General features: G+C 48.7%; 18 protein-coding genes. 8 read left to right on the top strand and 10 right to left on the bottom strand.

Annotated elements, in window-relative coordinates:
• Positions 1-72: 72 nt before the first annotated feature.
• Positions 73-588 carry a hypothetical protein gene (locus tag D9Y29_RS07605; protein ID WP_127126631.1) on the bottom strand — a complete coding sequence of 172 codons (516 nt, stop codon included), beginning with the start codon at positions 586-588 and terminating at the stop codon, positions 73-75.
• Positions 588-2,435 carry an aspartate--tRNA ligase gene (gene aspS / locus D9Y29_RS07600; protein WP_127126629.1) on the bottom strand — a complete coding sequence of 616 codons (1,848 nt, stop codon included), beginning with the start codon at positions 2,433-2,435 and terminating at the stop codon, positions 588-590. Before aspS ends, D9Y29_RS07605 begins: the two co-directional genes overlap by 1 nt.
• Positions 2,436-2,690: 255 nt before the next feature.
• On the opposite strand from aspS, the gene D9Y29_RS07595 reads away from it, so the two are divergent.
• Positions 2,691-3,491, top strand: coding sequence for a zinc-dependent peptidase (locus D9Y29_RS07595; protein WP_164735307.1), 801 nt, complete (start codon positions 2,691-2,693; stop codon positions 3,489-3,491).
• A gap of 214 nt (positions 3,492-3,705) precedes the next feature.
• Positions 3,706-4,518 carry a helix-turn-helix domain-containing protein gene (locus D9Y29_RS07590; RefSeq protein WP_127126625.1) on the top strand — a complete coding sequence of 271 codons (813 nt, stop codon included), beginning with the start codon at positions 3,706-3,708 and terminating at the stop codon, positions 4,516-4,518.
• Positions 4,519-4,623: 105 nt separating this feature from the next.
• Here the strand turns inward: D9Y29_RS07590 and D9Y29_RS07585 are convergent, their stop codons facing one another.
• The 7 genes from D9Y29_RS07585 to D9Y29_RS07555 all read right to left on the bottom strand — a co-directional run bounded on the left by D9Y29_RS07585 (position 4,624) and on the right by D9Y29_RS07555 (position 18,252).
• Complete coding sequence (locus D9Y29_RS07585; protein ID WP_127126623.1) at positions 4,624-5,679, bottom strand: NAD(P)/FAD-dependent oxidoreductase; 1,056 nt, start codon at positions 5,677-5,679, stop codon at positions 4,624-4,626.
• A 24-nt stretch (positions 5,680-5,703) separates the two neighbouring features.
• Positions 5,704-11,772: an alpha-2-macroglobulin family protein gene (locus D9Y29_RS07580; RefSeq protein WP_127126621.1), complete on the bottom strand. Its 6,069-nt coding sequence runs from the start codon at positions 11,770-11,772 to the stop codon at positions 5,704-5,706.
• A 151-nt stretch (positions 11,773-11,923) separates the two neighbouring features.
• Positions 11,924-13,120, bottom strand: coding sequence for a T9SS type A sorting domain-containing protein (locus tag D9Y29_RS07575; RefSeq protein ID WP_127126619.1), 1,197 nt, complete (start codon positions 13,118-13,120; stop codon positions 11,924-11,926).
• A gap of 234 nt (positions 13,121-13,354) precedes the next feature.
• A complete protein-coding gene (gene sucD, locus D9Y29_RS07570) occupies positions 13,355-14,230 on the bottom strand; it encodes a succinate--CoA ligase subunit alpha (RefSeq protein ID WP_127126617.1) in 876 nt (291 codons plus the stop codon).
• Between the two features lie 65 nt (positions 14,231-14,295).
• Positions 14,296-15,105, bottom strand: a complete 810-nt coding sequence (locus D9Y29_RS07565; RefSeq protein ID WP_127126615.1) for an ABC transporter ATP-binding protein — start codon at positions 15,103-15,105, stop codon at positions 14,296-14,298.
• Positions 15,106-15,116: 11 nt separating this feature from the next.
• On the bottom strand, positions 15,117-15,857 hold the full coding sequence (locus tag D9Y29_RS07560; protein ID WP_127126613.1) for an MlaE family ABC transporter permease: 741 nt from the start codon (positions 15,855-15,857) through the stop codon (positions 15,117-15,119).
• Positions 15,858-15,921: 64 nt separating this feature from the next.
• Positions 15,922-18,252 (bottom strand): NADP-dependent malic enzyme, encoded by a 2,331-nt coding sequence (locus tag D9Y29_RS07555; protein ID WP_127126611.1) that lies wholly within the window; start codon positions 18,250-18,252, stop codon positions 15,922-15,924.
• A 260-nt stretch (positions 18,253-18,512) separates the two neighbouring features.
• Here D9Y29_RS07555 and D9Y29_RS07550 point away from each other — a divergent pair, with 260 nt between their 5' ends.
• From D9Y29_RS07550 to D9Y29_RS07525, 6 genes are read left to right on the top strand one after another with little or no spacing between them, the layout of a single operon-like run.
• Positions 18,513-19,346: an ABC transporter ATP-binding protein gene (locus tag D9Y29_RS07550; RefSeq protein WP_127126609.1), complete on the top strand. Its 834-nt coding sequence runs from the start codon at positions 18,513-18,515 to the stop codon at positions 19,344-19,346.
• A gap of 31 nt (positions 19,347-19,377) precedes the next feature.
• A complete protein-coding gene (locus D9Y29_RS07545; protein WP_127126607.1) occupies positions 19,378-20,229 on the top strand; it encodes a hypothetical protein in 852 nt (283 codons plus the stop codon).
• Between the two features lie 18 nt (positions 20,230-20,247).
• The gene (locus D9Y29_RS07540) at positions 20,248-20,619 is read left to right on the top strand and encodes a GntR family transcriptional regulator (protein ID WP_127126605.1); all 372 of its coding nucleotides are present in this window, start codon (positions 20,248-20,250) and stop codon (positions 20,617-20,619) included.
• Positions 20,616-21,341 carry a hypothetical protein gene (locus D9Y29_RS07535; RefSeq protein WP_127126603.1) on the top strand — a complete coding sequence of 242 codons (726 nt, stop codon included), beginning with the start codon at positions 20,616-20,618 and terminating at the stop codon, positions 21,339-21,341. The genes D9Y29_RS07540 and D9Y29_RS07535 overlap by 4 nt, the downstream gene beginning before the upstream one ends.
• Position 21,342: 1 nt before the next feature.
• Positions 21,343-22,251, top strand: coding sequence for an ABC transporter ATP-binding protein (locus D9Y29_RS07530; protein ID WP_127126601.1), 909 nt, complete (start codon positions 21,343-21,345; stop codon positions 22,249-22,251).
• A 2-nt stretch (positions 22,252-22,253) separates the two neighbouring features.
• A complete protein-coding gene (locus D9Y29_RS07525; RefSeq protein ID WP_127126599.1) occupies positions 22,254-23,015 on the top strand; it encodes an ABC transporter permease in 762 nt (253 codons plus the stop codon).
• Position 23,016: 1 nt separating this feature from the next.
• On the opposite strand, the gene D9Y29_RS07520 is transcribed toward D9Y29_RS07525, so the two are convergent.
• Positions 23,017-24,213, bottom strand: a complete 1,197-nt coding sequence (locus D9Y29_RS07520) for a M20 metallopeptidase family protein (protein ID WP_127126597.1) — start codon at positions 24,211-24,213, stop codon at positions 23,017-23,019.
• Between the last annotated feature and the right edge of the window lie 26 nt (positions 24,214-24,239).

The following is a 24,239-nucleotide window of genomic DNA, read 5'->3' as shown; positions in this document are numbered from 1 at the left end:
AATAGAAGTCACTCGCCGGGAGGCGAGCGACTGCCGGCTCTCGGCTTTCTTAGTCAGCCCACCACAGGCTGATTATTCAGCATCATTACCTGGCTGTTCGAAAACCCCTTTGAACAACTTCAGATAATAGTAAGTGATAAAAATATGCGTGAGCAGCACGATGCCGTAGATCAGGAAGAAACGTTCTATGAATCGCAGCGTTTTGAGTATTTCTTCCTTTCCGAAATTGGCTTCGGGTGGCATATTGTCCAGGGCCTGGGTGGCTGCATCATCGGCCAGATGTGGATTCCCCAGCAATGTGATGGATTGCATGATGAAGAGTACTGCGATGCCAACAGTGAAGTAGCTGTTCACTTTCATCAGGTCGCGCAGTTGCGGTTTGCAGTACATCCTGCGGTCGATGCCGCGTTGCAGGAAACGGAAACTGGTATAGCTGTAAATGATCACGCAGGCGATCAGGAACACGAACAGTAGCAGCACAGGATTGGCCAGGGCAGCTGGTATCACGGCCAGGAGCATCAGGGCAAGAAAGCCGGCTACCAGGAGCAACGCATAGCTGAGGATCCGATACAGGAGCAATGATTTCATCAGTTCGTGTTTTTCACATCCAGTTTGATGGACAGTTCATCCAATTGCTTTTCGTCGATGGAGGCAGGTGCATCCAGCATCACATCGCGGCCGCTGTTGTTCTTGGGGAAAGCGATGAAGTCGCGGATACTTTCGCTGCCACCGAGGATGGCGCAGGTGCGGTCGAAGCCGAATGCGATGCCACCGTGCGGGGGGGCGCCGTATTCGAAGGCTCCGAGAAGGAACCCGAATTTGTGTAAGGCTTCTTCCTTGCTCATGCCCAGTGCCGCGAACATCTTCTCCTGCAACTCGCGCTGGAAGATGCGGATGGAACCACCGCCGATCTCGTTCCCATTCAATACCATATCATAGGCATTCGCTTTGATATGATTGTAAGGATGTTCCAGGTATCTGGCTGCATCATGGATTATGGGATCGTTATCGATCATGGTCTGGATATGCGAAGGCTTGGGCGCTGTGAACGGGTGGTGGCGGGCAACCCAGCGGTTATCGTCTTCAGCATATTCGAAAAGCGGGAAGTCCATTACCCAGAGTAATTTGAATTCATCTTTTTTCCGGAAGCCGAGGCGTTCACCCATTTCGAGGCGAAGCTCGCTGGCTGCTTTGCGGGTGCGTTCTTCACGGCCCGCCAGGATCAGCACCAGGTCACCGGCTTTAGCGCCTGCAGCTGTGGCAATAGCGCTCAGTTGTTGCTCATTGAAAAATTTATCTACGCTGCTCTTATAGCTGATGGTTCCATTTTCACCGGCTGTACATTTAATATATACAAGTCCCTGCATACCGATCTGTGGTCGCTTAACCCAATCCGTTAGTTCATCGGTTTGTTTGCGTGTATATTCAGCGCAGCCGGGAACAGCAATGGCGATCACAGTTTCTGCATCGTTGAACACTTTGAAGTCCGTGCCTTCCAGCAGTTGTCCTTTTGCAGGCAGTTCATTATTGAGGGTAAAAGCGGATTTGATATTCAGCAGTTGCATGCCGAAGCGGATATCCGGCTTATCGTTCCCATATTGCCACATGGCGTCTTCCCAGGTCATGCGGGCTACCGGTTCTGTATAGTCGATATTCTTTACTGTTTTGAAGATATGTTTCACCATGCCTTCGAACATGTTGAGGATATCTTCCTGCTCCACGAAACTCATTTCACAGTCGATCTGCGTGAACTCGGGCTGGCGGTCTGCGCGGAGGTCCTCATCGCGGAAGCATTTAGTGATCTGGTAATAACGATCGTATCCGCTCACCATCAGCAATTGCTTGAAGGTTTGCGGGCTTTGGGGAAGAGCATAGAATTGTCCTGCATTCATTCGTGAAGGCACCACAAAATCGCGTGCTCCTTCGGGAGTAGATTTAATGAGGAAGGGGGTTTCGATATCCATGAACTGGTTATTGTTCAGGTATTCGCGGGCGGCTTTGGCCACGGCGAAACGCAGCTCAAGGTTCTTCTTCACGATATTCCTGCGAAGGTCGAGGTAACGGTATTTCATGCGCAGGTCATCCCCACCGTCGGTTTCATCCTGGATGGTGAAGGGAGGTACTGCTGATTTATTGAGAATAGTAAAAGAAGTGATATTGATCTCGATATCGCCAGTTGGGATATTGGGATTCTTATTGGTCCTTTCTGTAACAATACCTTTGGCCTGTACCACAAACTCACGTCCGAGTGGTTGCTGGTCCAGTTGCTGGTTAAGTTCTTCTCCAAAAAGCAGTTGTGTAATGCCATATCTGTCCCGCAGGTCGGCGAATGTGATACTTCCGAATTTTCTAACGCTCTGTATCCATCCGGCCAGCGTAACCTCCTGGCCCTGTTGTGCGATGCGCAGTTCGCCACAGGTATGAGTTCTGTACATGCTTATGTTGATTTTTTATAATATCAATAGTAAACCAATGCTTTGGGAGCAGTGGGGGAGGCAAAGGTAATGCTTTCATAATTTTGTGTGGGGGTACTTCCATTTTCAAATTATTCTTTCTATTTTGTTCCCGATTCAGTTACTAAAAACTCTCCTTCCACCTCCCCTGAAACGCCACCGTAACGAATCCATTCTTTGTGAAAGCCACCGTTGACGCAACGTACCTCTCTATTCACGAAAAGAAAAATGAGCCTTATGGAAATTTTGGTCATTTCCCTGGTGGTGATTGCTATTATCCTGCTTCATGGACCGGTGACCGAGTGTTTTAACCGGTTTTATGTAAAGCGGCAACACAAATCGTTCCTTACCCAGGAGCCTTTCTACCATTCTATTGTTTCCCAACACCTGAAATTTTACACTCGTCTAACGCTGGAGGACCAGCGAAAATTCCTCTTCCGCACCTTCCTGTTCCGCAAAGCGAAGCGTTTTCATTATATAGAAGTACAGGAGAGCAGCGAAATGCCTATCCTGATCAGCGCCGTTTCTGTGCAGCTGACTTTCGGGCTGGATAAATTCCTGCTCAATTATTTCCGCGATATCTATGTATTGAAAGATGATTACCATTATGGGTTCTACTCGCGTCCTTTCCAGGGGCATGTGGACCATAGCGGTATTTATCTCAGCTGGGACAATTTCATGAAAGGTGTGAATGGTGAAATGCCCAACTGCAATGTGGGCCTGCATGAAATGGGACATGCCCTCACGTATGTGAACTTCATCACCCAAACGGAAGAAGACAAGCATTTCAAAAAGGAGTTCAAGAATTTCTCCAAAGTAGCGCGTCCGATTTTTGAAGGCATGCAACGGGGAGAAAAGAATATACTCGGAGATTATGCCGGCACCAATTATCACGAATTCTGGGCCGTGAGTGTGGAAGTGTTCTTCGAGAACCCGCTCCGGATGCGTGAAGAACTGCCAGCACTCTTTACTGCCATGAGCAAACTGCTGAAGCAGGACCCGCTGGTAATATTGAACATGCATAAAATTGCCGCCTAGCGATAATATCTACTTTTCTACATTTTATTGTAATAACAGTATCGCCGGGGAGCAGTCGCTCGCCTCCCGGCGAGTGACTTTTGTTTAGTTGCCTCCGGCGACGCGGTGTTCGCCGGAGGCGAACAAATACCCGTCACTCGCCGGAGGCAAGCGACTGCTCCCTGAATTGGCAAGTTTCTTCTGAACTTTACGTAACTTTTGCGTCTTATTTATCATGGAGTACCAGGCGCAATACATCACACCGGATATCAAGCTCAGTTGTTATGAAGACAAATTCTTCAAATCGGAGATTGCTTTCGAGCATCATATGCTGATCTGGTTCATTTCAGGAGAAACGAAAATTGTGCAAACTGATGGCACGCGCGTTTTCAGAACAGGTGATATTTTTCTCATCCCCAGGAATCAGCTGGCCACCATCATCAATTATCCAAAGGATGGGCAGCCGCATAAAACAGTGGTGATGCACCTTACCACTGAGAGATTGAAAAAATTCTATGATAATATTCATTTCAAACCAATAGCTGCGCCACAGCCCAGGATCATGAGCTTTGATGAACATCCTTTATTGAAAAGTTGCCTCGCTTCGTTGATCCCTTATTTTGAAATGAAAGAAGCTTTCCCGGAAGATATTGCTTCGTTGAAGATCACGGAAGCCATTACTATCCTGCGTTCTATCGATAAAAAGATCGATACAGTGCTGGGTAATTTTGAAGAGCCGGGGAAAATAGACCTGCTGGGATTCATGGAGAAGAACTACATGTTCAATATGCCGATGGAAAAATTTGGATATCTCACAGGCAGAAGCCTTACCACTTTTAAAAGGGATTTCAAGAAAATTTTTCAAACCACTCCACAAAAATGGCTGACACAAAAGCGGCTGGAGCTGGCGCATTTCCATCTCTCACAAAAAAAAGCGAAACCAATGGATGTATGCCATGAAGTAGGATTTGAAAACCTGTCACATTTCTCTTTCGCTTTCAAGAAGCAATTTGGTTATGCTCCTACGGCTTTATTGGAACAGCGGTAGCGGATCATAACTCCAGTTCTTTATCGGGGAATTCTTTCACACCTTCAGGGCCTGTGATCCGGGGCCAGGCTTCGCCACTGTTACATTATTGCCTTTTGAATTTGCTTACCTGGAAAGGGTCCTTTTGAATCTTTGAACATCCGCCTCCGGCGTAATGCCAGTACCATAACGCAGATACCTGGCCAATTGTTGAGCAAAGAAGGGACCCAGTGAGCACCCTTTGGTTCCCATTCCATTGAAAATCCCCACTTGTTGATGAATTGGATGAAAACCTACGAATGGCCTGCGTTCAAGCGTTGCGGGACGGACAGCGGCTTTATGGTCTAAAAATTTATAAGGAAGTTTTACTGTTTGTTTCAACCAGGTTTCTGCAAACTGGCGGAAGCCGGGTGTTGGATTGATATTGTCAAATTCCCAGAGATAAGTGGAGCCAAGCCAGAAAATATCCCTGCTCCAGGGTATCAGGCTGAAGCCGCGCTTGAACACATGCGTGCCAGGAAGGCCGGGGATCTCCAGCCAGAGCGCTTCGCCTTTGTTGGGAGCGAAGGGCAAAGCGCTGAAATAAGGTGATGTTGAAGAATTCATTCCATCAGCAAAAAGTATGTACGTTGCCGTTAGGTCCTTGTATTGGATATTGTGGTTGCTCACCTGCAGTTGTTCGTGATCGAACCATTCTTCGCGGAGCTGATTGTTTTTAATCAGGCGTTGCCGGTAAGCGGGCAGGATGCCCGGGAGATTCACGAGATAGGCAGGTTGTATTTCCCCGTAACCAAAATCATAATTGAACCATGGGCGGAAATTGTTCTCGTCCGCCGGCTTTGCGAGATATTGCTGGTCTTCTTCAAATCTTTTATCGAAACTCACTTTCATTTGAGGAGTTGGGAAAAAGTCGATCACATTTTTTTGTTCGATGGCGGTTACGCCGATTGATTCCCCGAGCTCCCGGTAAGCATTCAATGCGAAGGGCAGTACTTCATCGATCATCCAGGTTTTGACGATGCGCCGTCCGGTAACGGGATTGATCACGCCAGCCGCCACTTTGGAGGCTGTATTGGATTGTGGTTGGTCGATCACCAAAAAAGAGAAACCTTCCTGTTGGAGATACCAACTGAGGAAGGTTCCTGAAATGCCCTGGCCTATAATGAGGATGTCGATTTGCATGAGGGCAAAAATATGTAGCCCTGTCTATTTTTCCACCACAACTTTTACTCCTTCGGAGTGTGAAGTGAATTCAGGCGCATACATGCACTGGATGGTGGTAATGCCATTGCTGAAATTACCGGTATGGGTCACAAACATGGGATACTCGAACACCCAGGTTCCCTTGCGGAGATATCCGAAGAAGAAATTGGTGCTGGCATCTTTGGTGCTTTCGTAGTAACCGAGGCCGCCCTGGTACCTGTAGCCGCTCAGCACGTTCACGGGTTCCATGCAACTTGCGCGCATGTCTTTCATGTGAACATATTCCATATCACGGTCAACGCGCAGTTCTATGCGAACTTTTATTTTGTCGCCTACTTTTAAGATATCTCCTTCGTTCATGGGCTGGAGAACGGGACCGCGGTCTGAATGCTTTTCAACGAACAGTTTTTTCTGCAGGTTGAGCGGCGTGGATGCATGAGTGATCTTGTCCATATCCTCGAAATACTGCCAGTACACGGAGCCCCAGCTGGGAGCGGCGCTGTTGGCTGCATTGTTAACTGTTACTTTGATCTTGCCCATTTCGGGTTTCACCTTACTGCCTTCTATTACATCTTTGAAATATCCAGTGCCCGCTTCCTGGTTCTTTTCATTGCTGCGGAGGATTTCTTTGCCAAGCTTAACCTGCACTTCCGGCGTGGAAGCGAGCCAGTTATTGCCTTGCAGCAGCAAAGCGTATACGGCGTCTGCAGTGGCCTTGGTGGTGCGCCAGTTCTGTGTTTGCTTTTGTTTCAGCAACCATGTCTTTGCATCTTCCACCGCTTTGGTATCGTTGCTTACTTCCTTGAATGCTTCGATGAGCAGGGCCTGTTTTTCTATCGGGGCCTGGTGCCAGTAATATCCGTAACCTGTATTGGTTTCTTTCCAGTACATGCCCATCTCTTCGTTCCTGATCGCATTTTCTTTCAGGGAAGCCATGATGGCTTTGGGCATGGTCTTGTCGCCTGTTCGGTTCAGTGCAATAGCGATCATACCCTGCATATAACGGTTCTGCTTCAGCCAGAACTGCTGTGATTGCTTGCGATAATAATCGTAAGCTGTTTTGCTGGCGGCAGGGACCTTGATCTCGGGGAAGAAGCTGCGCATATAGAGGTACTGGATCTGCGTATAGCCGAGATTGTTATCTGTGAGCTTTATTTTATGCTTCACGAGATAATCATAATCCTCTTTAATTTTCTTATCGAGATAGGGAACGATGGTTTCGATGAGCCCGGTCATTCCTTCTGCATCTTTCGGTAAAGCTTTGAGCTGTCTTAAGCGGCCGATGCCTGTTGCGATGTACTGGCTGATGTAACGGTCGTCAGGGCCGCCTTTGAACCAAACGAATCCGCCATTGCTGCTTTGCAGGTCCAGCAGTTTGTTGAGTGATGATTGCAGCTCGGTGCTCATGCGTACCATATCGAAGAGCAGGCCGATCTGTTTTTTCTGTTTGGTTTCGTCCTGTGCCTGCAATACCCAGGGCGTTTCCTGCAGCAGCACTGATTTCAGTTCTTCATTTTTCATCAGGTTACTGAGCAAAGCACTGGTATCGGCATTCTTCCAACGCTCGAAGGTGGCTTTCAGTGTTGGGGTTGAATTGGCGATATTGGTAGCAAGTGCATTGGCATAGTAACGATTGAACAGTTGTTCTGCACATTCGTAGGGATATTCCATCAGGTAGGGCAGTGATTGTACTGCATACCAGGCGGGGTTGGTAGTGAATTCAACAGTGAGCGATTGATGGCCCAGGGTTTCGCTGCTTCCACTCTGCAGCAATTTGGTAAAGCTGAAATCCTTGCTGCCGTTGCCGCGCATGGGGAGGGGCAGGCTTTCGGTCACCAACATACGATTACTCACAACCGGCAGGATGGCTTGCTCTCCATCGGAAAGCGTTTGTTCTCCGCCTTTGGCCTCGGCCACTACGCGGTAGGTGAGTGGACGGTTATATTGATAGGGGATCAGCATGGAAAAGCTTACAGGTGTGCTTTGTCCGGCTGCCACAGTGAAATATTGATTGGGCATTACATTGTTGAACCAGCCATCCACAGATTGATTGGTGGATGGATCGATGAGCAGCAGCTGTACTTGTCCTGTGAGTTCTTTGCCGCTCAGGTTCACGATCTTGGTGCTGAAATCGATACGGTCGCCTTCGCGGAGGAAGCGCGGCGCATTGGGTTGCACCATTAGTTCCTTCTGTGTGATAATGTTCTTAGTGCTGTAACCGAAGGCCAGTTCTTTGGTATGCGCCATGATCATCCATTTCCAGGTTGTGAGCGCTTCGGGCATGGTGAAAGCGAATTCAACATTGCCATCGGCATCTGTCTGGAGCCCGGGAAGGAAGAAGGCAGTTTCATTGAGATTGGTGCGAACGGATGGTGATGCGGCCGGGGCAGTTGTCCTGCTTGTTGTTGCAGAATCAGTAACTACGGCAAAAGCCTCATCATTACTGTTGCCTGCTTCTGCTCTGGACTCTGCCACAACTGGAGCGCCTGCTACCATCATTTCACCCTGATCAACTTTCTTGCGCATGTACATTGTCTTCGGGGCCGCACCAGGAATGCCATAGTAATAACCCTGTTCCCCGATCTCCAGCTCATCATACTCCTTTCGGAAACTCTGATAATCCGTATTGATATTTTTCCTGTCGGCCTGCACAGATGCAAAGTTTGTTCTGCCATTCCAGTATTTGTTCATATAAACCTGTGGATAGAGCGAAGGCGTATTCCAGCTATGATCCACAAACTGATCAAGGGATGCATCATACATTGCAGTGAGCATTTCTGCCGCTACTTTCTCATTCTTCGATCCACTGATTTTCACTTTCCATTTTTCCTGGCTGCCGGGCAATGTTTTATCGCGGAAGGTCTCGTATGTTATTTTCAATTCCTTGTTGCTGTATGGAACCGCGAACATTTCACTGGCGGTATAGATCCTGTTGTTCTTCACAAATGCCATCGTTACGCCAGTATTTCCGAGGTCTTCTTCGGTAACGGGAATGGTGAAGGATTGTTGGCCCTGTGTAAGGTTGATAAAATCCTTTACATATTTTTCATCTTTCCTCACCAGGTCGCGGATGATAAAAGCCTTGCCCAGGTTTGTTTTGATGGTGTATTGAATTGTCTGGCCCGGTTCATAGGGTTGCTTCTTCGAATCGATGGCGAAGTAGGCTTCGGGATGAAGATCAGCGGCGGCGGAAAGCAGCAGGTATTTGAGCGCCTTCACTTCTTCTCCGAATTTATCTTTCGTGGTCACTTCTATCACATACCAGCCTGCGGGCAGTTTCAGTTTGCCTGTTGCGAATTTCCCATCGGCACTGGTGGTGTCAGTAATGTTCAGCACACTGGCGCCGCGCTGCCATTTGGATGGCTGGTTCTCATCTTTATAAATATCATTGGGGAAGAGGCGGTGGTATTCTTCTTCCGTCAATACAAATTCATCGGGTTGTTCCCAGTAACGGCTGCGGAACTGCCGTTGGGGCACTTGCAACGGATAAGCATTCAAGGTAACGGTTGCTTTCTCGAATGCGCCGTTGAGATTGCTGCTGCTGATCCGGATGGTAGAAAGACTGTCAACGGGTAATTCATTTCCTGCATCAACACTGAGTACCAGGGCCTGGAAACCCACGCTCACACTGGTATTGCCGCTGCGGGTCTCTCCATTGATATCTGTTACATCTGCACTCACTTGATAGATGAACCTGACCATCGATTTCTTATCGGCATTGCTCTCGGGTAATGCCGTGAAGCTTACTTTGAATTTGCCATTGGCATCTGTAGTGGTAGTACCATTGGTGATCTCCACTTCGTCCATCCTGCCGGGAGGCCAGATCTTAGGCATATAAAAATCGTAGAAAGGATAGATATTGCGGCGCACCACGCGATAGCTTACGCTGGCTCCGTCGATATTATTGCCGGCATAGGCTTTGGCAGTTCCCTCCACGGTGATGGTCTCATTGAGCCTGTAAGTGCCTGTTGGCTGATCAACTGTGACCTCAAATTTCGGTCGCTTGTATTCTTCCACATTGAAGTTCACATCTGATTTGGTGAATGTGTCCACAATCCTGAAGTTACCATTGAGCAAACCGGTGGGCAATGTGAAGCGGGCGGAATAGGAGCCGTAGGCATTGGTGGTTACAGGTATGCTGGTCACTTTCTGTCCGTTTGCATCCATCAGGTCCAGCGCAGTAGCGCGATTGGTGATGATGGATGATTGTTTACGCTCATTGTTCCTGTTCACCATTATCCCTTTCACATACACGATCTGACCGGGACGGTAGATAGCGCGGTCTGTGAAGAGGAAAGTGCTGTTGGTCTCTTTTTGAATATGATCATTCGGATTGTAGGAGCCATTGTATTGATAGTCATGTATGGCCAGGCGATCATCGCCTGCGCTGATCTCGATCCGGTACTGGTTGTCATCCCTTGTTTTTGAGCGGGACACGGTGAAACCTCCGTACTGATCGGTTACAAATTGCTCGCCTCTCCTGTCCTGGTACTTGCTGGCCTTATAATCATAATACCTGTTCCAGATCTGAACGGCAGCACGGGCGATGGGCTCACCGGTTGTTCTGTTCAGTACATGGTGATTGTGCTCACTTGAAATGTAAGCGATATTGGAAACATAGAAATGTTGTGCAGCCATCGGCCTGGTGAGGGAGAATTCATCCGGACTTACCAGGAGGATGTATTTGCCAACGGGAAGGCCGGCAACCGGGATTTCGGTTGTATGTTGCTGATAGTCTTTCGTGTCCGGAAGGCGTTGCACGAAGGTTTTGAATACAGGCTGTTTGATGAGTTTGCTCCAGTATTTATCGTCCCAGTGGTTATCATCGAGCTCATCAGCATTCACTTTGATGATGCGTGCCTGTAATTGGGTGATATTCCTGAAAGTGACCAGGGCCCTGAAGTTTTGAGCCGGCACATTCACTTTCTCTGCCTGTAGTCCGAGGAAGGGTTGTTTGATCTGTTGCAGGAGATTGTAACTATTGGCCCTTCCTTCGGAAGGGGTTTTGTCTTCCAGCACCTGGTTGAGGATGGACACTGCTTTCAGGTATTCATAGCGATGCGTTGTATCAGACTGTGCATTGTAACTGCCTGCAAGGCCGGAATAGTAACTGGCCAGCAGGTACCATGCCTGTGCGGCAAATGGCTGGCGGCCATATTTAGCCGTCAGCTTTTCCAATGCCTGTTTGTACAGTTCATCTTTATTGGGCATGGTGCCATAGGTGTTGGCGAATTCGATACGTTCGATATCTGCGTCCACCAATGCTTCAGGCTTTGCATCATTGAGGTGGAATTTCAGCAGGCGCTGGAAGAGCTGAAGCGCTTTGAACTGGTTTGACAGATCATCTTTGGTCTGGAATTTGGCCGACACAAAACTGTTCACCTCAGCCAGTGCTTCGGGCTGATTGATCTCGAAAAGATAAGCGGGACGTGTGATATTGCGGTCATCGGATTTGAAATAATCGAGCGCACGATGGGCCAGCAGGTCGAAAAGGGTGGGGCGCAGTTCGCGTACATTGCCTTTGCGGATGATGGCGTCATAACCGCTCAGTTTGGTCTGCTGCAGTTGCGCTTCATTGGAAAGAGATGCCTGGAAAAGCTCTGTGATCTTTTTATGGAAATCATCTGCCGACCAGGTATTCACATCTTCTTTTACGAAGTTGACGGTAGCCGTCCGGTTGCGCAGGCGCCAGCGTTGGTTATTGTAATACTGCCGGTAACTACCGGCGGCAATACTTTGCAGGATCGCTTTTGTGTTGCCGGTAGTGCCGGCAATCTCTTTATCGAAAGCGGCAAAAGCTGCTGTGGCGGCCTGTTCCGATTCCTGCTTTTCCCTGTCGAGTGCTATGCGCCAGGTAAGCGCTTTGATCTGCTGCGGTTCATTCTTCTCTTTTTTGGCCAGTGCATAGATATTGTTCACTTCTTTGAGTGCGGATTCAGTGAGCCCGCTCTTGTTGAGGAGGGAATCCACTTTTTTCCATAGTTTGTCGTAAGCATTCATTTTTTGTGCTGTAGTGGTTAGGACCAATAAAAAGGATAATGGAATAAGTAACAGGATTTTTTTCAGCAACATGCATTCAAATTTTAATCAAGGTAAATGATGCGGTATGAAAAAAGATTACATACCGTCAAAAAGTTAAAAAAAGCCTATGGCCCCATGTAAGATGCTGTTACAGTACAAACATGGGGCCATATGACTTGCCGACTGGTTAAGCTTCAGCGAATCATCGCTTCACGAAAACCTCTACTATGTTATCATTCTCATAGTCCAGGCTCAGAAAATACTGACCGGGACTGAGTTGTGCAGTGTTCAGCCTGTACTGGTTGAAGCCCTGTACAGTTGTTACCGTATTGGTTTGAAGGATCTTTCCTCCCAGGCTGCGGATAGACAACTGTGTTTTCACACTGCTGGTCCCCGTCCAGTCAACGATCAGCACATCGGTTACAGGATTGGGGTACAGGTTGTTCAGTGTTATGCCACTGTTTCCCGCGCGTACACTGATGGTCCTGGAATAGACGGAATTCCCCTGTCTGTCCACGATCCTTAACCGGTAATAAGTTCTCCGGAGTATAGGTCCCGGATCATTATAACTGTACCGGGTAAGCGATCCTGCTGCGCCTTGTGCCTTTACGGTGCCTGCATTGGCAAAATTGTAACCATCGATACTCCTGTTCACTTCAAAGTAAACAGCGTCCAGTTCCATGGCGGTGGTCCAGTTGAGCTGTACGCTGGGTTCAACGTAGTTGGCGGCGAACCCCGACAATGGATTTGAGGGCTGGTACAGTACCGGGGATGCACAACCGTTATTCACAAATCCATTGCTCACGCTTTTGCCATCTACCGGCTCGGGGAACCGGTAGAAGTCGCCATCCCTGGAGCTTTGCCTTTTCAACTGCTGCTTCCAGGTGAAATTGGCATAACAGGCCGCGAGATTGTTTACCGCGAGTGTGACAGTTTTAATGGTGTCAGCGTTGCTTTGGCTCAAAAAAGTTGGCAGGGACGGCTCAAGCAGGTTCCGGTACAGCAGGTATACGGAGCCGTATTGTTCGCAGAGCGAAGAGAAATCATACACTACATCCACCAGGTTAGACATGAAGATCACGAAAGGAATATTGGGTGGTATGATGGCCCCATCGTCTACCGTTGAGATACAACCGCCAGTGGGTACGGCACCTGTATTGGCGGCGAAGTCGTCGTCATTGGAAGCTGTAATGGCTCCGTTTTGAGGAAGGATGATATTGAGATCATTCACATTAAGCGGCTTGTTGCCGTTAATCAGAATGATAAATTCATTGCGGTTTTCCTGTATACCTGTGCCGCATCCGTTGGCCATAATACCTACTATCCGCGGACATTGCTGCGCTTGCAGGTTCAGGGGAGCATAACATGCTATAAATAGAAGCAGGTAAACATGTTTCATACACCATAAATTTAGTTGCGGGACCAGGGAGGAGGGGTACCTGTAATTTACGAAATTTCCTTTGCCGGAGGGGATAAGGCTTCGCGGTTGAGAAAATAAACCGGCGCAGGAGACCGCTCCGCCTTAACCCGCTCCTGCTGGCATTCTGTGTGGCAGAAAGTCTGTTGGTGCAGGCACATGAAAAAAGGATGAACAGTGCGTTCATCCTTTTTCAATATCGGGTTCAGCTTTCGCTTATTTTTTGATCACTTTTGCAATGGTAGCGCCGATATCTGCGGGGCTTTTCACTACGTTGATGCCGCATTCTGCAAGGATGGCCATCTTGGCTTCGGCAGTATCTTCTGCACCGCCAATGATAGCGCCTGCATGGCCCATCCTGCGGCCTGGAGGAGCGGTTTGACCAGCAATGAAACCAACAACAGGTTTCTTGTTGGGCTGATCTTTATACCAGCGTGCAGCTTCAGCTTCCATGCCGCCGCCGATCTCTCCGATCATTACGATCGCTTCAGTTTCTGCGTCATTCATGAAGAGTTCGAGCGCTTCTTTGGTAGTGGTCCCGATGATGGGATCACCGCCGATACCCACTGCAGTAGATACGCCCAGTCCGGCTTTCGCCACCTGGTCGGCAGCTTCATATGTGAGGGTACCTGATTTGGATACGATACCGATCTTGCCGGTTTTGAATACGAAGCCAGGCATGATACCTACTTTGCATTCGCCCGCTGTGATCACACCAGGACAGTTGGGCCCGATCAGCCTTGTTTTGGTTCCCTGCAGGTACAGTTTGGCTTTCACCATGTCCTGAACAGGAATGCCTTCCGTGATACAGATCACGAGGCCGATACCGGCTTCTGCTGCTTCCATGATAGCATCAGCTGCAAATGCAGGTGGAACGAAAATAATGGAAACATTCGCGCCGGTTTCTTTTACGGCATCAGCTACGGTGTTGAACACGGGCCTGTCCAGGTGGGTTGTACCACCTTTATTGGGGGTAACGCCGCCCACAACATTGGTTCCGTATTCGATCATCTGCACAGCGTGGAAAGTGCCTTCCGTACCGGTAAAGCCCTGCACCAGTATTTTGGATTGTTTATTCACTAAAATGCTCATAGCGGGTATTTAAAAGTTGGGCAAAAGTAAGGGAAATGGGTCAAGATGGAAAGGAAGGGGACGGGTTATTTGATCAGGTCGTCCATATTCCTGTTGTTATCGATCCTGCCTGTTTGTTCCAGCATCCGCATGTCCTTGGCGTCTTTCAGGAATTCGGAAGCAAAAATGAACTCATTCAGCAGTTCGTTTTTACTGAATATGATCTCTTTGTTACTTCCTTCCCATTCTTTCACGCCTTTGTGCATGTAGATGATATGGTTTCCGATCTCCATCACGGAGTTCATATCATGGGTGTTGATGATGGTGGTGATATTGTATTCTTGCGTGATCTCGTTGATGAGTTTATCGATCACCAGTGATGTCTGGGGATCGAGGCCGGAGTTGGGCTCATCGCAGAACAGGTATTTCGGGTTGAGAACTATGGCCCGTGCAATGCCCACCCTTTTTTTCATACCGCCGGAGAGTTCGGCGGGGAATTTCTTGTTCACGTCTTTCAGGTTCACCCTTTCCAGCACTTCGTTTACCCGTTTCAGTTTCTGTTGGAAACTTTCGTTGGTGAACATATTGAGGGGGAACATGATATTTTGTTCCACGGTCAGGCTGTCGAACAGAGCAGAGCCCTGGAAGAGCATACCAATTTGTTTGCGAACTTCTTTCCGGGCTTCATTATCCATATTGGTGAAGTTCTGACCATCATAAAGGATCTCACCACTGTCAGGAGTAAACAATCCCACCAGGCATTTCATAAAAACCGTTTTGCCGCTGCCACTGGCACCGATGATGAGGTTGCATTTACCTGCCTGCATCACTACGCTCACATCATTGATGACCGTTTTATCTCCGAAACCTTTCTTTAGATTTTTTACTTCAATCATGCAGGGGAAATTTATTGTAACAGCAATGCTGCCAGTACATAGTCTGCAAACAGGATAGTTACACAGCTTACCACAACAGACTTGGTGCTGCTCCGGCCGATCTCCAGCGCGCCACCTTGTACGTAGTAGCCGTAATAGGCGGGAATACTGGAAATGATGAACGAGAAGGTGTAAGCCTTGACCATCGCAAAGAACACATTGTAGGATTGATAATTGCTGAGTAGTCCTTTATCATATTGTGCAGGTGACAGGATGCCGCTGAGTACACCGGCCAGCCGGCCACCATAGATACCGAGTGCCATCGAGATCACTACCAGTAAAGGGATCATGATCAATGCGGCCAGGATCTTCGGCATCACCAGGTAGGCTTTGGTGTTGATGCCCATGATCTCCAATGCATCTATCTGTTCGCTCACGCGCATATTGCCGAGCTCACTGGCAATCTTACTGCCCACCACTCCGGCCAGTACAATACAAACCAGGGTGGGGGAGAATTCCAGGATCACGGTATCGCGCACGATCTGTGCAATGGTGCTCTTGGGAATTACCGGGCTCACCAGCTGGTAAGCGGTCTGCAGTGCGGATACCGCACCCATGAAGAAGGAGATGATCACCACAATGCCCAACGAACCAATGCCTATTTCAACACATTGGTGCATGAGTTCTTTCCAATACATCTTGCCATTTTCCGGTTTGGAAAACATGCCTTTGATCATCAGCAGGTAACGGCCAAATTCTGTAAATAACGTCATAGCTACAATTCTATACAGGTGTCAACAGCAATAACCGGCTAAAATTAGTGATTTATTGCCAAGCTTACTTTTTGTTCCGCTTCCACCAGGGAGATTTCCTGATGGCTTCCTGGCTGTGCTTTCCGCATTTCAACTGTGCGTCGATCACTGTTACCAGCGTCATATTATAAATACTTCTCACGCTGCTGCCCAGTTGCAGTACATGCACGGGCTTCTTCAGTCCAAGCAGGATCGGCCCGATAGCATCGGCGCCACCTACTTCCTTCAATAAATTATATGCCACGTTACCGGCTGCCAGGTTGGGGAAGATGAGGGTATTCACTTCCTGGCCTACCAGCTCGCTGAACGGATAGTTCTCACGGAGGATATCCTGATTGAATGCTACACTGGCTTGCATTTCACCGTCCACCATCAGGGTGGAGTCCTTTTGTTTGATGATCTCGCGGGCCTTGCTCATCAGCCTGGCTTCAGGACTGTCGCTGCTGCCGAAATTGGAATAGCTGAGCAATGCGATGCGCGGAGTGAGGTTGAAGTTGCGCACTTCCCTGGCGGCCATCAGCGTGATCTCTGCCAGCTCTTCCGCTGTAGGGTTGAAGTTCACGGTGGTATCCGCCATGAACAATGGCCCTTTCTTGGTCAGCAGCAGGTACATGCCAGCGATCTTTTTCACATTCTCTTCGGTGCCGATCACCTGCAGGGCAGGGCGGATAGTATCAGGATAATTACGGGTGAGCCCGGAGATCATACCATCGGCATCTCCGGTTTCCACCATCATGCAACCGTAGTAGTTTCGGTCTTTCATCATTTTGGCGGACTCATATTTATTGATACCGCGGCGCTGGCGCTTTTTGAAGAAGAGCTCGCCGTATTCTTTTCTTTTTTCTTCCTGGTCGTCGTTGCGCGGATCGATGATGGGCATTTCCTCTATATCGATCTTATTGCCGGCGGCGATGGTCCTGATCTTTTTCTCATCACCTAACAGGATGGGGTATGCGATACCTTCATCATAAGCGATCTGTGCGGCTTTCAGGATCTTCACATTGTCTGCTTCTGCAAATACGATACGTTTGGGGTCCTTGCGGGCTTTGCTGCCGAGTACGCGCATCACCTGGTTGTCTAGCCCCAGGCGTTTGTTCAGCTCTATCGCATAATCATCCCAGTTATCGATGGTTGCCTGCGCCACGCCGCTCTCGATCGCTGCTTTTGCCACGGCCGGAGAAACAGTTGCCAGCAGGCGTGGATCGAGTGGTTTGGGAATGATGTATTCAGGGCCGAAAACGATATTCTTTTCGTTGTAGGCGGTGTTCACGATATCGGGCACCGGCGTTCTGGCCAGTTCCGCCAAAGCACGTACTGCAGCCAGTTTCATGGCTTCATTGATCTGCGTGGCGCGAACGTCCAGCGCACCGCGGAAAATGAAGGGGAAACCGAGTACATTGTTCACCTGGTTGGGAAAATCACTGCGGCCGGTTGCCATAATAATGTCTTTACGTGCAGCAGTAGCCACATCATAAGCGATCTCCGGGTCCGGATTGGCCATCGCAAAAACGATGGGATTCTTCGCCATGCTCTTCACCATCTCTCCGGTTACCACGTTTCCAACGCTAAGCCCGATGAAAACATCGGCATCTTTCAGCGCGTCTGCAAGCGTGATCCCCACTTTATCAGTAGTGGCAAATTGTTTCTTGTCGCCTTCCAGGTCTGCGCGGTCTTTGTGCAGTACACCTTTACGGTCGAACATAAGGAAGTTTTCAGGACGGGCTCCCAGGCTTACATATAATTTAGCGCAGGCCATTGCTGCGGCGCCTGCGCCATTCACCACGAAGGATGCTTTTTCAATTTTCTTCTTTTGGATCTCGAGTGCATTGAGCAACGCTGCCGCGGAGATGATGGCGGTGCCGTGCTGGTCATCGTGCATCACGGGGATCTTCATCTCTTCGCGCAATTTCTGTTCAATGTAGAAACACTCGGGCGCTTTGATGTCCTCCAGATTGATACCCCCGAAAGTAGGCTCCAGCGCTTTCACGATCTGCACGAATTTCTCTGGGTCTTTCTCGTTGATCTCGATATCGAATACATCGATGTCTGCAAATATTTTGAACAGTACACCCTTTCCTTCCATCACGGGCTTGCCGGCTTCAGGACCGATATCGCCCAAACCAAGTACGGCGGTTCCGTTGCTGATCACAGCAACGAGATTGCCCTTGGCGGTATACTGATAAACTTTTTCGGGATTGGCGGCGATCTCTTTGCAGGGCTCTGCTACGCCTGGTGAATATGCCAGCGAAAGGTCGCGCTGGGTTTTTGCTTCTTTGGTTGGTATCACTTCTATTTTGCCCGGTCTTCCTTTGGAATGATATTCCAGAGCTTGCTCCCTGATGAGTTCTTTTTTCATAAAGTTCTTTTAATCAGGCAGTTAACGGAACGCTGGCGAGTTTAGTACATGACAAAGCGGTTTAATAAAAGATTTCCTCAACCAGTGGACCCTGCCAAAAACAGGTTTGCAATGTACATCATTCCGTTCATCCGGCTTTTTCTGCGTAAAAAATAAACCCGTGTTGGGCCGCCAATAAAATCTTCGAAAATAATTGCAGGAACCAAAAAACTATATTATGTTTGGGTGTACTATTGAAGTAGTACACTAAAACACAAACGATGATCAAGGTCCAAAATCTGCATTTCTCCTACCGGAAACGGAAAGTGTTTTCCGGTCTCGACCTGCAATTGCAGTCCGGTCATATTTACGGATTGCTGGGCAAGAACGGAACAGGCAAGAGCACTTTGCTTCGCAATATTGCCGGTCTGCTTTTCCCTGACCAGGGTTCCATCGATGTGCTGGGCTTTGCACCCGGCAAACGATTGCCCGCCTTCCTGCAGGAAGTATTCATGGTGCCGGAAGAGTTTTATATGAGCGATGTTCCGCTCAAACATTTGCTGAAATACCAGGCGCCATTTTATCCACGATTCAGTGTGGAGCAGTTCAATAAATATGTAGAGGAATTCGACATCCCAACAGACAGCAGTTTGCACAATATGAGCTATGGGCAAAAGAAGAAAGTGCTGATCAGTTTCGGACTGGCATCCAATGCATCTGTATTATTAATGGACGAGCCAACCAATGGTTTGGACATCATGAGCAAGAGCCAGTTCCGAAAGGTGATGGCAGGTGCGCTGGATGAGAACAAATGTATGGTGATCAGCACACACCAGGTGAAAGACCTGGAGAGCCTGATAGACCGTATCACTATCATCGATGAGGGCCGCATCCTGTTTGATCAGACTATCGAAGACATAAGCCGTAAGCTGCAGTTCTCCGTAAGCTTCGATCCCGAAGAAGTGAAACGGGCAATTTATGCCGAAGCCGCATTGCGCGGACATTCCGTGATCCTGAAGAATGATGGGGAACTCGAGAGCAAGCTGGATCTGGAACTATTGTATAAAGCAATTATTCTTAACCGTGAGCAGGTACAGCAGGCATTCGCAGCCTGATCAACATTGTTCAACCAAGAAAAAATTATTCATGAATCAGGTATTCGATTTTTCAAGATTCAGGTTGCTGGTGGGCAGGCACTGGGTGGAGAACAGGCAGCGGTATATACTTAGCCTGAGTGCTATTGGCGGCCTGGTGTTGTTATGGTTCATCTTTTTGTTCCTGATGCAGAAAAGGGAAACCGCCATTCCCGTTCAGATGCAGATCGGCACTTACTATTTTGTATTGTTTGCCAGTGGTTGTTTGTATGCCAGTACTATTTTCAGTTCCCTTGGCTCCAGGGGGAAGGGTATTAATTATCTCAGTGTGCCGGCATCGCACCTGGAGAAACTGCTGGTGGCCATTTTATATTCTGTGGTGCTTTTCTTCATCAGTTACACACTCGTGTTCTACCTGGTTGATATCATCACCCTGCAGGTATTCAACCCCATTGCCAAAAGTAATTTTGTGGCAACGGCATATGATAAGGAATATGACTGGGTGAAACTGGGTAATGTGTTCAGCTCGGACGAGTTCATGGGAGAGCCCGTACCATACACATTCCTATACTATGTAATGCTGGCCTATTTTGCTGTGCAATCTGTTTTCATGGCGGGTTCAATTTTCTTCAGCAAATTCAGTTTCATCAAAACATTCATCCTGTTGCTGGTTGTTGGTCTCCTGTACTGGCTCAGCATTTTCCTTACAGCTACCAACCTGGTGCCGAAGGGTGATTTCGCAGATGAGGGGCTGTTGGCTTACAAAGTTGTTGATGCTTCCGGTGAAGCGTTGATCACTTTACCAGCCTGGCTGATCTACACCGGCAAGTACCTGCTGCAATATGGTTTTCCGCCATTGTTATGGCTGGCATCTTTTCACAGGCTCAAAGAAAAAGAGATCTGAGGATTTAAAATATTCATCATGCAATTCCGAGAATCACAAGCTATATACCTCCAGATTGCGGACTACGTTTGCGAGCGTATCCTGCTGAAGGAATGGAAACCCGGGGAGCGGGTGCCATCCGTGCGTGAACTGGCCGTGCAACTGGAAGTGAATCCCAATACTGTCATGCGCAGTTACGATTTCCTGCAGCAGCAGGAGATCATCCAGAATCAGCGGGGCATCGGCTATTTTGTTGCGCCGGAAGCATTGCAACAGGCGCTGCATTACCGGAAAGACGCTTTCCTGGAAAAAGAACTGCCGCAGGTATTCCGCAATATGTACCTGTTGGGGATGGATGCGGAAGAACTGAAACCCCGTTTTGATCATTACAAGAAACAACACTTCGCATGAAAACGAGCAATAAAATAATCGCGCTGATCTTCGGCCTTCTCATTCTCATTCCTGCGCTGGTGGTGGCCACGATCATCTTCAAATACAAGTCAGGAAATTTCACCAGGCTGGATATGAAGGCGGGTATGATCACCAAAACATTTCCAGGCATTAAAAATATTACCATCAGGGACCTGCGATCTCTTTACATTATCCCATCGGATTCACTTTACGCAGAAGTGGCTACAGCAGAAAATGCAGAGCCTGTAAAATTCAGTATCGATGGAGATATGTTGCTGATCTATGCAGACAGTGTCCGGAACAATGGCAACGAACCCAGGAATAGAAAGGAACAGGTATACCTGCCCCGGCAAAATTCCGTATGGCTATACCTGCCTGCCGCTTACACCGCGATGATTGAGAATTGTGGCGCAACACTTAGTGCTGATAGTAAGCTGGCCAGGCCGGAAGGAATCAGTCTGCAACTCATCAATAGTTCCATCAATGACGACATCAGGGATAGTTCGGGTGTTCGTTTCCGTAAGATCACACTTACCGGCGACCGCTCCCACTTTGGATTCAGCCGTAACCTGAATGCCCTGGAAATGGAATTGGACCTGAAAAACAATTCGAGGCTGGATATCGGTAGCAGCAATATCGGCAACCTGGTTCTGAACGTGGATTCCAGCAGTTCCCTTCAACTCACAGGCCAGCAACTCAAAAGCGTTATCCAAAAGAAATAGCATGCAAAACATTCTTGTTGAAACCCAGCGACTGGACTATACGTTCCGGTCCGGGCAACCCATCCTTCGCCAGTTGAACCTGCAAGTACCTGCAGGCAGTATTTATGGCTTTCTCGGCCCTAACGGAGCGGGAAAGACCACTACGCTCAGGTTGATCCTGGGCTTACTGAAAAATCAAAAAGGCGATATAAAGATCTTCGGGGAAAGTATAGCCACACATCGCATCCCCATTATGAAGCGGATCGGAGCGTTGATAGAATCGCCCTCCATCTATCTTCATCTTACCGGGAAAGAGAACCTGGAAGTATTCCGGCTCAGTTCCGGATGCCCGCGGAACCGCATCGCTGAGGTCCTGCGCATAGTAGGCCTCACCGATGCCGCAGGCAAAAAGGCGGGCGCTTACTCACTCGGTATGAAACAGCGATTAGCCATTGCCGTTGCCCTGCTGAACGAACCCGAACTGCTGGTGCTGGACGAGCCCACAAACGGCCTCGATCCCAGCGGAATCATCGAAACCAGGGAACTGATCAAATCATTGAATAAAGAACAGGGAAAAACCATCCTGGTGAGTAGTCACCTTTTGACTGAAATGGAAAAGATGGCCACGCATATCGGCATCATTCACAAGGGAGCCTTGCTGTTCCAGGGATCCATGCAGGAACTGCAACGTCTCCAGGCCAACAAAGCACTGATCACAGTTGAAGTGAGCGATGCTAAGAAGGCTGCGGCGCTTCTGACTGAATTTCCCGTACAGCAGGTGAATGGTACGCAATTCTCCGTGAGTTTCGAGAGCAGGGAGCGCACTGCGCAACTCAATAAAGCGCTGGTGCAGCAAGGCATCGATGTGTACCAGGTTTCTGTAGCGCAGCACGATCTTGAAAACCTTTTCGTTCAAATCACCAACCAGTAATCATGGCCAATTTTCTGATCAATACAAAAGCAGAGTTCCTGAAAAGCAGGCGTACGCTCGCTTACAGGGTAGCATTCATTGCCGGCGTTGCCATGCCGGTGTTGTTCATGCTCGGTTATATCCTGAAACCGGGCGCTTTCAGCGAACTGAAAGCACAAGCCTGGGAAGCGCATATGAAAAATGTATGGCAGTTCGGCGCAGCTTTCTTCCCCATGTATGTGACCATTCTTGCCAGCCTTGTAGTGCAGACGGAATACCGGAACAATACCTGGAAGATGGTATACATGCAGCCGCGTAGCCATGCAGATATTTTCTTTTCAAAATTCATGGTGATACAGTTGTTATTGCTCGCTTCACTGCTGATCCATAACCTGGCTATTTTAACCACAGGTTACCTGGCCAATCTCTTTCATTCGGAATATGCTTTTTCCAGGAATGCGCCGCCATTGGAAATGATGTTGAGGATTACGGTGAGGATGTACATCGCATCGCTTTGTATCACGGCCATTCAATACTGGTTCAGTCTTCGTTTCAGGAATTTCATCACCAGTATGGGACTGGGTATCGGGCTAACCATAGTAGCTTTCATCATATTGCAATGGGACAAAGTGGTGTATTACCCTTATGCCTACCCGGCGCTGACCTATTTCAAAGCCGGACAAGTAAATGGCCTGGCCACGCATGAATGGAATTCACTGGCAGGTGCGGCAACGGCATTGTTGCTCGGTTTCTGGAATATTGCAAGAAGAAAGGAGCGCGGATAAATTAGAACGAACCGGTGGTCTGGCTTCCGAGCCAGGCCATCATTCCCATACCAGTTTCGATTGCACTCTCATCGATATTGAAAGTAGGCGTATGCACTCCGGAAGTGATGCCCTTTTCTACGTTCATCACACCCAGGCGATAAAAGCAGCCGGGGATATGCTGTGTATAGTAACCGAAATCTTCGGCTCCCATTCTCACTTCAGTGGTTTCCACTCTTTCTTTTCCAATATATTCTTCGGCCAGGTTGCGGGCCACAGCGTTGAGCGCTTCGTTGTTGTATACGGAAGGGTAGCCAACATCGATATGCAGGTCGATCTCACCGCCCATCGCATGTACGAGACCGGTAGCCTGTTGCCTGATCAGCTCATGCGCTTTGAATCGCCACTCTTCGTCCAGCGCGCGGAAAGTGCCCATCAGCTTCACTTCGCTGGGGATCACATTGGTAGTATGTCCACCCTGTATGGAGCAGATGCTGAGCACGGAAGGGTTCAGCGGATTCCTGTTGCGGCTGATGATCTGTTGCAGGCTAACGATGAGCTGTGATGCAATCAGGATGGTATCAGCAGTGAGGTGCGGGGCAGCAGCGTGGCCACCTTTACCTTTGATGGTAATATAGATCTCGTCGGCGCTGGCCATTACCTGTCCACCGCGGAAACTGAGTTGTCCGATAGCAAGTTGCGGATGCACATGCAGTCCATAAATGGCTTGAGGAACGGGCGCTTTGGTGAGCACGCCTTCTTTGATCAGCAGGCTGGCGCCGCCGGGGTTTCGTTCTTCACCGGGTTGGAAGATGAGTTTCACCGTTCCTTCCCACTCATTCTTCAGTTCGTTCAGGATCTTTGCCGCACCGAGCAGGCAGGTAGTATGTACATCGTGGCCGCAGGCGTGCATTACGCCGGAACGGGTAGACTTGTAGGGAATATCATTTTCTTCCTGGATGGGAAGGGCGTCGATATCTGCGCGGAGGGCAATCACTTTCTTTCCGGGATGCTGTCCTTCGATCACGCCAACCACACCGGTTTCCGCCATTACAGTGAATGGGATTCCGAAATCACGCAATTTTTGCTGGATGAATGCTGAAGTTTCAAACTCCTGGTAGCTGAGCTCAGGATTTGCATGGAGGTGATGCCGTATGGAAATAAAATCGGGTGCAAAAGCTTTTGCCAGGCTATGGATCTTTTCTTTCAGCGTTGTCATGGGTCAAAAATATAAAGAAACCGGTG

The sequence above is a fragment of the Pseudoflavitalea rhizosphaerae genome, from assembly GCF_003991355.1.
Classification (GTDB): Bacteria; Bacteroidota; Bacteroidia; order Chitinophagales; family Chitinophagaceae; genus Pseudobacter; species Pseudobacter rhizosphaerae.
The sequence above is the reverse complement of the archived record's forward strand: the minus strand, read 5'-3'. Positions and strand labels throughout refer to the sequence as shown.